Origin of the sequence: Streptomyces sp. CC208A, assembly GCF_030010625.1 — a bacterium.
In the GTDB taxonomy this organism is placed as follows: domain Bacteria; phylum Actinomycetota; class Actinomycetes; order Streptomycetales; family Streptomycetaceae; genus Streptomyces.
The window spans coordinates 70,067-81,920 of the sequence record NZ_JASCXN010000033.1 but is presented as its reverse complement, the minus strand read 5'-3'; the positions used below and the strand labels follow the sequence as shown (position 1 = coordinate 81,920).

The following is an 11,854-nucleotide window of genomic DNA, read 5'->3' as shown; positions in this document are numbered from 1 at the left end:
CGAAGGAGCGTCCACCCTCCTCGAACTCGGCCCCGACGGCGTCCTGACCGCCATGGCCGCCGACCAGACCGACACCGCCGTCCCCGCCCTCCGCAAGAACCGTGACGAGACACAAAGCCTGCTCACCGCCCTCGCCACCCTCTTCGTCCACGGCACCGACGTCGACTGGACCAGCACCTACACCGGAACCGCCGCCCGCCGCGTACCCCTCCCCACCTACGCCTTCCAGCACGAGCGCTACTGGGTCGACGCCACAGCCGGTCGTACCGATGCCGGCGATCTGGGGCTGCGGCCGACGGGTCATGCGCTGCTCGGTGCGGCGGTCGCCGTGGCGGGGTCGGACGAGGCCCTGTTCACCAGCCGTCTGTCGCTGCGTACGCATCCCTGGCTCGCCGGCCACACCCTGCTCGGGGTTCCGGTGCTGCCCGCCTCGGCGCTCGTGGAGCTGGTGATACGGGCCGGTGACGAGTTCGGCGCGAACGTCCTCGACCGTCTGGTCCTGGACGCTCCCCTGGTGCTGCCGGGGGCTGCCGCGGTGCAGCTCCAGGTCGCCGTGAGCGTCCCGGACGCGGCGGGGCGGCGGCGGGTCACCGTGCACAGCCGGCCCGACAGCGCCGACGCGCCGTGGACGGCGCACGCGCACGGCGAGGTGAGCGTGACCGCCGCCGGTGGGCCCTTCCGGCTCACCGGTGAGCCGGCCGTCTGGCCGCCCGCGGGGGCCGAGCCGATCGTGCTCGAAGAGGGGGAGGGGACGGCCTTCCGGGGGCTCACCGCGGCCTGGCGGCAGGGCGACGAACTCCTCGCGGAGGTACGACTCCCCGACGGGACGGCCGACGAGGACGGTGGCTTCGGGCTGCATCCCTCGCTCCTGGACGCGGCCGTGCGGCTCACGCTCCTGGGGCGTACGGACGACGACGGCGCGGAGGCCCCGTTCTTCGCCCAGTGGCGCGACGTCCGGCTGTGGGCGGTCGGTGCATCGGCTCTCCGCGTCCGCGTCATCCCGGCGGAGGGCGAGGGGGTGCGCGTCGAGCTCGCCGACGCGCACGGGCAGCCGGTGGCCGTCGTCGGCTCGCTCACCACCCGTCCGGTGCGGGCGGGCGACCTCGACCGGCGTGACGGGGTCCTGCGGCACGAGGCCCTCTTCCACACGGAGTGGTCGCCGCTCGCCCTGCCCGACGAGGGCACGGGGCCGGAGAGCGACTGGCCGGTGCTGGGGGAGGACGGGCGTCACGTGACCCCGGCCGAGGTCGCCGACAGCGTCGCGGCGGGGCGGCACGTTCCGTTCGCGGTGGTCCACGGGAGTCCGGCCGGGCCGGACGGCTCGGCCGCCGCGGCGGCGCACACCGCGACCGAGCGGATGCTGGGACTGATACGCCAGTGGCTCGACGACGAACGACTGGCCGACACCCCCCTCGTCGTCCTCACCACCGGCGCGGTCGCCACCACCGACGACGAAGACGTCACCGACCTCCCCGCGGCCGCCGTCTGGGGTCTGGTCCGATCGGCCCAGTCCGAAGCACCCGACCGCATCACCCTCGTCGACACCGACGACCCCCACGACACCGCCCGGCTCACCGCGCTCCTCCCCCGCGTCCTCACCACCGCGGAACCCCAGCTCGCCGTCCGTGCGGGCCGCGTCCTCGTCCCCCGCCTCCACCGCGCCCCCGCCCCGGCCCACGACCCCGCGCCCACCCCCTGGGACCCGGACGGCACCGTCCTGATCACCGGCGGAACCGGCAGCCTGGGTGCCCTGTTCGCCCGGCACCTGGTCACCGAGCACGGGGTGCGTCACCTGATCCTCACCAGCCGTCGCGGCCCCGCCGCCGCCGGCGCGGCCGAGCTGGAGGCCGAGCTCACGGCGCTGGGCGCGCACGTGTCCGTCGTGGCCTGCGACGCCGCGGACCACGACGCCCTCGCCGGGCTCCTCGCGTCGGTTCCCGCCGCGCATCCGCTCACGGGTGTGGTGCACACGGCGGGTGTGCTGGACGACGGGCTGGTCGGGACGCTCACGCCCGAGCGGCTGCACGCGGTGCTGCGGCCCAAGGTCGACGCCGCGTGGAATCTGCACCGGCTCACCCGGGACACGGAGCTGAAGGCCTTCGTCCTGTTCTCCTCGATCGCCGCGGTGGTCGGCGGGCCGGGGCAGTCCAACTACGCCGCCGCGAACCAGTTCCTGGACGCCCTCGCCCAGCACCGTGCCGCTCAGGGCCTGCCGGCCGTCTCGCTCGCGTGGGGTCTGTGGGAGCAGACCGGCGGCATGAGCGGGCATCTCGGCGAGACGGACCTGCGCCGGATCGCGCGCAGCGGCTTCCGGCCGGTTCCCCAGGACCGGGGGCCCGCCCTCTTCGACCTGGGGCTCGCTCTCGGCCGGGCGTCGGTCGTCGCCTCGCCTCTGGACGTGTCCGCGCTGCGGGCGCAGTCGGGGCGGGTGCCGGCGGTCCTCGGCGGCCTGGTGCGGCTGCCGTTCCGGCGTACGGCCGCGGCCGCCGGGGACGGGGCGGTCCCGCTGGCCGGCTCGCTGGCCGGGATGAGCGGCGCGGAGCAGGAGCGGGCGGTGCTGGAGGCGGTGCTCGCGCAGATCGCGGGGGTGCTCGGTCACGCCGACACCTCCCGTATCGAGGCGGACCGGCCGCTGCCCACGCTGGGCTTCGACTCGCTGACGTCCGTCGAGCTCCGCAACCGGCTCGGCGCGCTGACGGGCACGCGGCTGCCCGCGACCGTGGTGTTCGACCACCCCACGCCCGCCGGTCTCGCCGCCTACGTGCGCGCCCAGGTGCTCGGCGGGCCGGCCGGGGAGGAGGTTCCGGACGGCGCGCTGCCGGACTTCGCGGCCGAGGTGCGGCTGGCCGACGACATCCGGCCCGCCCCGGAGGTCGTACGCCTCTGCGAGGAGCCGCGCGAGATCCTGCTGACCGGTGCGACGGGTTTCCTCGGGGCCTTCCTGCTGCGCGACCTGCTGCGTACGACGGAGGCGCGGGTGCACTGCCTGGTGCGCGGCGCCGACGCCGGGGAGGCGCTGGCCCGGCTGCGGGCCAACATGGAGTGGTACCGGCTCTGGGACGGCGTGGACGAGGACCGGCTGTCGATCGTGCTCGGCGATCTCGCGGAGGAACGTCTGGGGCTGTCCGAGGAGCGGTTCGACGAGCTCGCCCGTACGGTCGACGTCGTCTACCACAACGGGGCGCGGGTCCACTGGCTCCAGCCGTACGCGTCGCTGCGGGCGGCGAACGTCGGCGGCACCGAGGAGGTGCTGCGGCTGGCGGCCCGTCACCGCACGGTGCCCGTGCACTACGTCTCCACCGTCGGCGTCTTCGACGGGGTGCGGGAGCCCGGCGTGCCGCTGAAGGTCACGGATCCGACCGGTCCCGCCGAGGCCCTGCCCAGCGGCTATCTGCAGAGCAAGTGGGTGGCCGAGCAGATCATCGGGCTCGCCAGGGACCGGGGGCTGCCGGTCTCCGTCTACCGGGTCGACGTGATCTCCGGGGACACGGTCAACGGCGCCTGCCAGACCCGTGACTTCGTCTGGCTGAGCCTCAAGGGCATCCTGCAGTCGGGCGCCGCGCCCGCGGGGGTCGGCGGCCGGTTCCACCTGCTGCCCGTCGACTACGTCAGCGCCGCGATCCTCCGCATCTCGCGGAGCGCCGACGGCGCCGGCGGCACGTTCCACCTCTTCAACCAGAGCTCGCTCGGCCTGGACCAGTGCGTGCGGTTCCTGCGCGGGCTCGGATACGTCCTGGGCGAGCGGGACTGGGACGGCTGGAGCGCGCGGGTCCGGGCCGACCGGGACAACGCGCTCCAACCGCTGCTGCACGCCTTCGAGATGATGACCTCGGACACGGATGCCTTCTATCCGCCGATCGACACCTCGGGGACCGAGGCGGCGCTCGCCGGCACCGGCGTCGTCTGCCCGCCGCTGACCGCCGAACTCTTCGCGCGGTACGTCGGGTTCTTCGTCGAGGTCGGCCACTTCCCGGAGGTGCCGCACCGGGAGCCGGTCACGGTCTGACCGGGCGGCGCCCCGGCCCGGACGGCCGCTCAGCCCGCCATGGTGGGCTGAGCGGCCGTTCGGCAGGGGAACGCCCGCCGGTAGTCGCTCGGCGAGACGCCGATGTGGATGTTGAAGTGCCTCCGCAGGTTCGTCGACGTGCCGAGCCCGCTGTACTCGCTGATCTTCTCGATGGGCAGGTCGGTGGATTCGAGCAGGCTCTGGGCCCGCGCCAGGCGCTGGTTGAGCAGCCACTGCAGCGGGGTCGTGCCGGTGGCCGACTGCAGCCGCCGGAAGAAGGTGCGCGGGCTCATCCCCGCCCGCCGCGCCAGGTCGTCGACGGACAGCGGCTGGTCGAGGTTCTGCGTCGCCCACTGGAGCACCGGGCTCAGGCTGTCGTCGTCGGAGACCGGCACGCCCAGGTCGATGAACTGGCTCTGGCCGCCCGGCCGGTGGGCGGGCACGACCATGCGGCGCGCCAGCTGGTTGGCGACGTGGGCGCCCAGGTCGCGCCGCACGATGTGCAGGCACAGGTCGAGGCCGGCGCTGAGCCCCGCGCTCGTGAGGACGTCGCCGTCGTCGACGTAGAGGACGCTGTCGTCGACCTCGACCTCGGGGAAGCGCTTGGCGAGCGTCGCGGTGTGCATCCAGTGGGCGGTGGCCCGGCGGCCGTCGAGCAGCCCGGCCTCGGCGAGCGCGAACGCGCCGTTGCACAGGGAGACCATGCGGGCGCCGCGGGCGGCCGCCGTGCGCAGGGCGTCGAGGAGCACGGCGGGCAGGGGTCTGTCCTCGTGGACGACGGCGTCCGGCACGGAGGGGACGATCACGGTGTCCGCGTCGGCGAGGTCCTCCAGGCCGTAGGGGGTCGTGAGCGCGAAGCCGAAGCCCCGGCCGGGGGTGTCCGGCCGGTCCGCGCACAGCCGCAGGTCGTACCAGGAATCGGAGAGGTCGGGCTGGGGAGTGCCGAACACCGAGCAGGCGATGCCCAGTTCGTAGACGTCCCCGACGGGGATGTTGGTGTTGTCGATCACTGCGATGGCAACCGTTCCCACACTCATGTCCTCAGGGTACGACAGGCGGCAGGAATTTTTCGTACGACGTCACTTCTGCCACTGTCGGCGGCCGTCGGGCGGGTGGGACCGTGGAGAGCACTTGATCCGGAGCACTCGGCTGGGCGCGCACCCGCGCCGGTTACCTGAGGAGAGAGACGACTGATGGACAGCGGACTGGTCGACCACGGCGCGTCGCCCGCTGCGCACACGGGCGACCCGGGGCCGGACCCCCGTAGATGGAAGGCCCTCGCCCTCCTGTGCGCGGCCTATTTCATGGTGATCGTCGACTCGCAGATCGTGATCCTGGCGCTGCCGGACATCGAGACCGAACTCGGTTTCTCGGCCGGCGGCGTCCAGTGGGTGCTGAGCGCCTACCTCCTCAGCTTCGGCGGCCTGCTCCTCTTCGGCGGCCGGACCGCCGACCTGCTGGGCGGCAGGCGGATGTTCATGGTCGGCACCGTGCTCTTCCTGGTGACGTCCGTGGTGTGCGGCCTCGCCTGGAACAGCGAGGTGCTGGTGGTGACCCGGATCATCCAGGGCATCGCCGCCGCGATCATGGCGCCGACCGCGATGGCCGTGCTGATGACCATGTTCGGCGAGGGTTCCGAGCGCAACCGGGCGCTGGGCATCTGGACCGGCATCGGCGCGTTCGGCGCCACCGCGGCCCTGCTGATCGGCGGTCCGATCACGGAGGGCCTGGGCTGGGAGTGGATCTTCTTCATCAACATCCCGATCGCCCTGGTGGTCCTGGCGCTCGGCCCGCGCCTGCTGCGCGAGACGCCGATCAACAAGGAGAACCGCTCCTTCGACCCGGCCGGCGCCGTGACCGTCACCGCCGCCATCGCCCTGCTGATCTACGCGATCGTCGAGGCGCCCACGGTCGGCTGGGGCGACGCCCGGACCCTCGGCCTGATCGTCGCGGCCCTCGTGCTCATCGGCGTCTTCTGCGCCATCGAGCAGCGCGCCGCGAGCCCGCTGGTGCCGCTGCGCGTCTTCCGCTCGCCCGCCCTGGTCGGCGGCAACGTGATGATGCTCCTCGTCGCCATGGCCACGTACGGAGGCGCCCTGATCACCTCCCTGTACGCGCAGCAGGTCCTCGGCTACACGGCGGTGTTCTTCGGCCTGAGCACGGCGATCTACTCGTTCATGTCGATCGTCGGCTCGAACGTCAGCGGCCCGGTGGCGACGCGCTTCGGCTTCAAGCCGGTCGCCGTGGTCGGCACGATCCTGCTCGGCACGGGCACGCTCCTGCTGTCGCGGGTGTCGGCCGACGGCGACTACTTCGGCGACCTCTTCTGGGGCCTGCTGATCTTCGGCTCCGGTATCGGTACGACGGTGGTGGCGTCCTCCATCGCGGCGCTCAGCGGCGCCAAGGAGGGCGAGTCCGGCCTGGCCTCCGGCATCAACAACTCGGTCTTCCAGATCGGCGCGGCGCTCGGCATCGCCGTCTGCTCCAGCGTGGCGATGGCCGTCACCTCCGGCGGCACCGACCGCGTCGCCCTGACCGAGGGCTACCAGTCGGCCTTCCTCGCCACCGCGGTGATGGCCGGCGTCGGACTGATCGTCGCCCTGACGCTGTTCCTGGTGCGCCAGTCCCGGCCAAGTGACCCGGTGGGATCCGGTCACTCCGCCGTGGAACAGCCGACTCCCGCGGCCAGCCGGGATTGAATCCCTCCGACGGGGTGAAAGATGCCCCGTGGTGTGGCTCCGGCGCCCCCGGAGCCACACCGCCTCCGGCCGTCTCCTCCGAGACGGCCGTTTTCTGGCGCCACGTCAGAAAGACTCACCTGTACCGCACTTACGGCCTCCGCCCTCCGGAGGCCCGCACTCATCCACCGAGCGGAAAGACAGCAATGATCACTTCCTGGCCCGAACTCGTGACCGCGGCAGCCGCCGAGACCACCGCCGTCCTGGAGAAGGGGGCGGACCAGAGCTGGCAGCTGAAGGCGGGCGACCTCGACTGGACGTGCCGGGCGACCCTCGACCACATCGCGCTCGGCGTCGTCGGTTACGCGGGCCTGCTCATCGCCCAGCCGACGGACCGCTACATCACCCTGTTCGCCTCGATCGACCCGTCGGCGCCGATCCGCAACGCCCTGGAAGGGCTCCGCATCTCCGGCTCCATCCTGGCCTCCGCGGTCCGCGAGGCGTCGCCCGACGTCAGGGCCTGGCACCCGTACGGCCACTCCGACGGTCCCGGCTTCGCGGCCATGGGCGTCCTCGAACTGACCGTGCACACCCGGGACATCGCCCAGGGCCTCGGTTTCGACTGGGCCCCCTCGGACGAGATGGCGGCACCCGTGGTCGAGCGGCTCTTCCCGGACGCCCCGACCGGCTTCGGCGCGTCCGACACCCTTCTCTGGTGCACCGGACGGACGGAACTGCCCGGACTTCCGCGCCGGCGCAACTGGAAGTGGAACGGCACCGTGCGCTGATTCCGCGAATCGTCCCGTACACACCCCCGGAACGTTCCCGTCAGGGCCGCCGGGGGTGCGTGCGTCGTTCCCGGAAACATGGCCGGATTTCGCCGGTTAGTGATTCGTTAGCGAAATGAGGGCAGCACGTACTAATCTTCGACAAGTCCCCTGGAGGCCGTATGAGAATCGCGGTCCAGTATCCCATAATGGAGGCGAAATGGCCACTCACGTAACGCCCCCGAAACTCTTTGGGTCCGAGTACTACCAGGACCCTTACCCGATGTTCGCCTGGCTCCGCGACAATTCCCCGGTGCATGAATTCGAATTCCCCGTCGGGAATGTGCCGATGTGGATAGTGAGCCGTTTCGAGGACGTGCACGCCCTGCTCGGCGACCAGCGCTTCAGCAATGACGCGGCCGCGTGGGCGGCGCAGGAGTTCAAGGACGCCGGACTCGTCTACGCGGAGGGCACCCCGGTCGAGCGGATCCTCACCGTCCTCGACCCGCCGGACCACACGCGGGTCCGCCGGCTCGCGATGAGCGCCTTCACCCCCCGCCGCACCGCGCAGTGGGAGGAACCGATCTCCCGCATCGTGGAGTCCGCCCTCGACCGCCTCGCCGCGCAGGACGAGCCGGACGTCATGACGTACGCGAGCATCGTGCCCGCCGAGGTCATGGGCGAGATCATGGGCATTCCGCTCGACCGCTTCCAGGAGATGCTCCACGCGATCGAGCGGGCGTTCACCTCCGACCCGGACCTCCAGGACGACGCCACCCGCGCCTTCGAGGAGATCAGCGCGTACGGAAAGGCGCTGATCGCCGAGAAGCGCCTGCGGCCGGGCGACGACCTCACCTCCAGCCTGATCGCGGCGCGGGACGGCGACGACCGGCTGAACGAGGCGGAACTGGTCGCCATGGTGGCCCTGATGATCATGGTGGGCCTCGACACCACCAGGAACCTGATCGGCTCGGCGGTGCTGGCCCTGCTCGACAACCCCGACCAGCGGAAACTCCTGGCCGACCAGCCGGAGCTGATCGGCTCGGCGGTCGAGGAGTTCCTGCGCTTCGAGGGCGCCCTGACCATCGGGCTCTTCCGCTTCGCCAAGGAGGACGTGGAGATCGGCGGGGTGAAGCTGCCGGCCGGCGCCCCCGTGGTGGCCGCGCTGCAGTCCGCCAACCGCGACCCGAGGCGCTTCGAGGACCCGGACCGGCTGGACATCACCCGCGACGGCCCCCGCCACCTGGGCCTCGGGCACGGCCTGCACAACTGCCTCGGCGCCGCCCTGGCCCGGCTGGAGTCCGCGATCGCCATCCCGGCCCTCTTCGACCGCTTCCCGGACCTGCGGCTCGCCGTGCCGCGCGAGGAGATCGCCTACAACGAGACCTGGCTGCTGCGGAGCCTGACCTCCCTTCCCGTCGTCCTCCACGGCGACGGGGAGCGCTGAGGCCGGCACCGGGAGGGGACCCAGGATGACGAGAACGCTGAGTGTCGACCGGCGGGAGTGCGGGGGCTCCGGGCTGTGCGCGGCGGTCGCGCCCGACCTGTTCCGGCTGGGCGACGAAGGTTCCGCCGTGGTGCTGAAGACCGAACTCTCCGATGCCGACGAGATAGCGGAAGCGGAGGGTGTCATTTCCTGCTGTCCGATGGAGGCGATCAGCCTCACCGAGGACGACTCGGAGATTCCTCCATCGGGTTGACCATTACTTTCCGGAGCGCCTCGGACCGCATCCCGGACGACCCGCTGCGCGTTGTGCTGCCGATGGCACAACGCGCAGTTTTGCGTCCCCCAGGGCTTTTGCCCGGATGTGACGCAGATCTCCGATGGGGGTCTGGGTCGACCGCTTTTCGGTCAGTACGCTGTGGATTGTTGCGCGAACTCCACGGGGTCGACCTCGCGCGCCGAGATCCGGGTGCGGGACGAACGGTTTCAGGCATTTCCTCATGCGGTCATGTGAAATTCACGTAAAGGCGAGGGGTATGCAGTTTCAAGTTCTAGGTCCACTTGAAGTCTTGGTCGACGGCCAGCCCGTCGCTCTCGGGGGAATGAGACAGCGGGCCACCCTCGGATTCCTGCTGCTGCAGGCCAACCGCGTCGTGGCGACGAGCCAGCTCCTGGACGCGCTCTGGCCGGTCGACGAAGCGCCCGCGTCCGCACGGCAGATACTGCAGAACGCCGTGTGGGGCCTGCGGAGCGTGCTCTCGTCCGCCGCTCTGGTGACCCAGGCGCCCGGCTACGTCCTGCGTACCGATCCCGACAGGATCGACCTCTTCCGGTTCTACGCCCAACTGGAGGCCGGCCGGGCCGAGTTGTCCTCCGGTTCGCCCCACACGGCCGCGCGGACCCTGCGCGGGGCCCTGGATCTGTGGCGGGGCGTCCCGATGGCCGACCTCGTCGAGGCCGGCATCGGCTGGCCCGAGCTGACCTCGCTCCAGGGCGTCCGGCTGGACGCCCTGGAGGACTACTTCGAAGCGGAGCTGGCCTCGGGCCGGCACCACGCGATCATCGGCGAACTGAAGGCCATGGTCGAGACGGAGGTGCTGCGGGAACGCTCCTGCGCCCAGCTGATGCTGGCCCTCTACCGCTGCGGCCGGCAGGCCGACGCGCTCAATGTCTACACGCGTGTACGGTCGGCCCTCGTCGACGAACTCGGCCTGGAGCCCAGCCGCGGACTCCAGAACCTCCAGCGGGGGATCCTCGCCCACGATCCCGCCCTGGCGACCCCGGGCTGCTCGTCCCCCGGCGAGCCCTGGCAGACCTGGAGACAGGAGGCGTCCCCGCGCGGGACGCCCGTCGTCTTACGCGGGGCGCCCGCCGCGCGACCGGAGCTCGCGTCCGCGGCGCCGCCCTTCTCCCCAGCGCCCTCCCCCGCCTCCCCGTCCACCCCCACCGCCCTCCCCGCTCCCCCCGCCTCCCCGTCCACCCCCACTTCTCCGGCCTCTCCCCCCTCGTCCGCCTCGCCCGAGCGGCACCCCCGACCAGGTGCCGGCTCGGCGCAGCGCAAGCAGACCAGCGTCGTGCTCATCCGTACGCGCTTCGACCCGGCCGCGATCAGCGCGGCCGGCGGGGACGCCGACGACCTCCTCGTCGACGCGCTGGGCCGCGTCGAGAAGGAGATCGAGTCGTACGACGGCACCGTCGTCGCCTCCATCGGACCGGTGACCATGGCGCTCTTCGAGTCCCCCGGCACCCTCCGTACCGACGCGGAACGAGCCGTACGGGCCGGGCTCTCGGTCCGGGACGCCCTCGCCGGAGCCACCGCCGACCCCGCCGCGCCCGGCCCCGAGGTCCGGGTGGCCGTCTCCACCGGAGAGGCCCTGGTCCGCACCCGCCCCGGTGCCGAGGGCACCACCTCCGTCACGGGCACCCTCCTGGAGGAGTGCCAGACGCTGCTTGAGCACACCCCGGACCGCGAGGTCCTGGTCTGCGACCGGACCCGGCGGGCCGTACGCGGCGGCTTCGTCTACCGCCGCGGCGACGCACCCGAGTCCTGGTGCGTCGAGAGCGTCGACGAGCCGCTCGGCGGAGCGGACCGCGAGTGCGAACTCCAGCTGCTGCAGAGCGTGTTCCGGCGCGCCCAGCGCCGCAGCACCCCGCAGATGGTCACGGTCCTCGGCGAGGAGGGCAGCGGGAAGAACCGCTTCGTCACCGATTTCTCGCACTGGATCCCGACCCAGCCGGACCGGGCCAGATGCCTGGTCGGTACCGTACGGCCCGCCCTGCGCGGCGGCCCGCGGGCGATCCAGGCGGAGATGCTCTCCGCGTACTGCGGGATCCTGCCGGACGATCCGGCCGACGTCGTCCGGAGCCGGGTGGCCACCGCCGTCGACGGTCTCCCGCTGTCCGCGGAGCGCGCGGACCGGGTACGGGCGGGGCTGTGCGAGCTGCTCCTCGGTGACGCCCCCGGAACGGACGACGGCACCACCGCCGACGCCGGGGCGTCCTCCCTGAGCTGGGTCCACTTCATGGAAGCGGTCGCCCACGACCAGCCGCTCGCGCTGGTCTTCGAGCAGGTGCACCGCGCCGACGACCGTCTGCTCGACTTCGTCGAGGGCCTCAGCGAGTGCTTCGGCTCCGTACCGCTGCTGGTGATGGCGAGCGCCCGGCCCGAGCTGCTGAGACGGCGGCCGGGGTGGGGAGGCGGCCGGCGCCACGCGACGACGATCACGCTCGACCAGGAGACGGCGGGGCTGTCCGCGAGGCGGAGCCCGGCCCCGGCGCCCCCGGCCCCCGGTTTCGTGCAGGAGCTGACGGACGTGGACCACGTCACCGTCCCCGTCCCCACCCCCGCCCATGGCTGCCGCCGGGCCAGACAGCGGGTCTGACGGGTCCGACGGGCCGACCCAGCCCGGAGGACGAAGAACGCCGGGTGTCCGGGGGCTCCGGCCCCCATGGACACCCG

At 72.4% G+C, this 11,854-nt stretch carries 7 protein-coding genes; 6 read left to right on the top strand and 1 reads right to left on the bottom strand.

The window, feature by feature from the left end:
• The coding region (locus QK442_RS29170; RefSeq protein WP_282697084.1) for a thioester reductase domain-containing protein at positions 1–4,006 on the top strand (4,006 nt) is incomplete at its 5' end.
• A gap of 29 nt (positions 4,007–4,035) precedes the next feature.
• Here the strand turns inward: QK442_RS29170 and QK442_RS29165 are convergent.
• Entirely contained in the window at positions 4,036–5,043 is a 1,008-nt protein-coding gene (locus QK442_RS29165; protein ID WP_282697083.1) for a helix-turn-helix domain-containing protein, read from the bottom strand.
• Positions 5,044–5,199: 156 nt separating this feature from the next.
• On the opposite strand from QK442_RS29165, the gene QK442_RS29160 reads away from it, so the two are divergent.
• The 5 genes from QK442_RS29160 to QK442_RS29140 all read left to right on the top strand — a co-directional run bounded on the left by QK442_RS29160 (position 5,200) and on the right by QK442_RS29140 (position 11,777).
• Entirely contained in the window at positions 5,200–6,705 is a 1,506-nt protein-coding gene (locus QK442_RS29160; protein WP_282697082.1) for an MFS transporter, read from the top strand.
• 185 nt (positions 6,706–6,890) lie between these two features.
• A complete protein-coding gene (locus QK442_RS29155; protein WP_282697081.1) occupies positions 6,891–7,472 on the top strand; it encodes a maleylpyruvate isomerase N-terminal domain-containing protein in 582 nt (193 codons plus the stop codon).
• 199 nt (positions 7,473–7,671) lie between these two features.
• Positions 7,672–8,898 (top strand): cytochrome P450, encoded by a 1,227-nt coding sequence (locus QK442_RS29150; RefSeq protein ID WP_349239690.1) that lies wholly within the window; start codon positions 7,672–7,674, stop codon positions 8,896–8,898.
• Positions 8,899–8,923: 25 nt separating this feature from the next.
• Complete coding sequence (locus tag QK442_RS29145; RefSeq protein ID WP_282697080.1) at positions 8,924–9,151, top strand: ferredoxin; 228 nt, start codon at positions 8,924–8,926, stop codon at positions 9,149–9,151.
• A gap of 346 nt (positions 9,152–9,497) precedes the next feature.
• Positions 9,498–11,777 (top strand): BTAD domain-containing putative transcriptional regulator, encoded by a 2,280-nt coding sequence (locus tag QK442_RS29140; protein WP_282697079.1) that lies wholly within the window; start codon positions 9,498–9,500, stop codon positions 11,775–11,777.
• Positions 11,778–11,854: the final 77 nt, after the last annotated feature.

Bases quoted from the DNA above. Each gene is read 5' to 3' on its own strand.
- QK442_RS29165 (WP_282697083.1), bottom strand. From the start codon at position 5,043: ATGAGTGTGGGAACGGTTGCCATCGCAGTGATCGACAACACCAACATC.
- QK442_RS29160 (WP_282697082.1), top strand. From the start codon at position 5,200: ATGGACAGCGGACTGGTCGACCACGGCGCGTCGCCCGCTGCGCACACG.
- QK442_RS29155 (WP_282697081.1), top strand. From the start codon at position 6,891: ATGATCACTTCCTGGCCCGAACTCGTGACCGCGGCAGCCGCCGAGACC.
- QK442_RS29150 (WP_349239690.1), top strand. From the start codon at position 7,672: ATGGCCACTCACGTAACGCCCCCGAAACTCTTTGGGTCCGAGTACTAC.
- QK442_RS29145 (WP_282697080.1), top strand. From the start codon at position 8,924: ATGACGAGAACGCTGAGTGTCGACCGGCGGGAGTGCGGGGGCTCCGGG.
- QK442_RS29140 (WP_282697079.1), top strand. From the start codon at position 9,498: ATGAGACAGCGGGCCACCCTCGGATTCCTGCTGCTGCAGGCCAACCGC.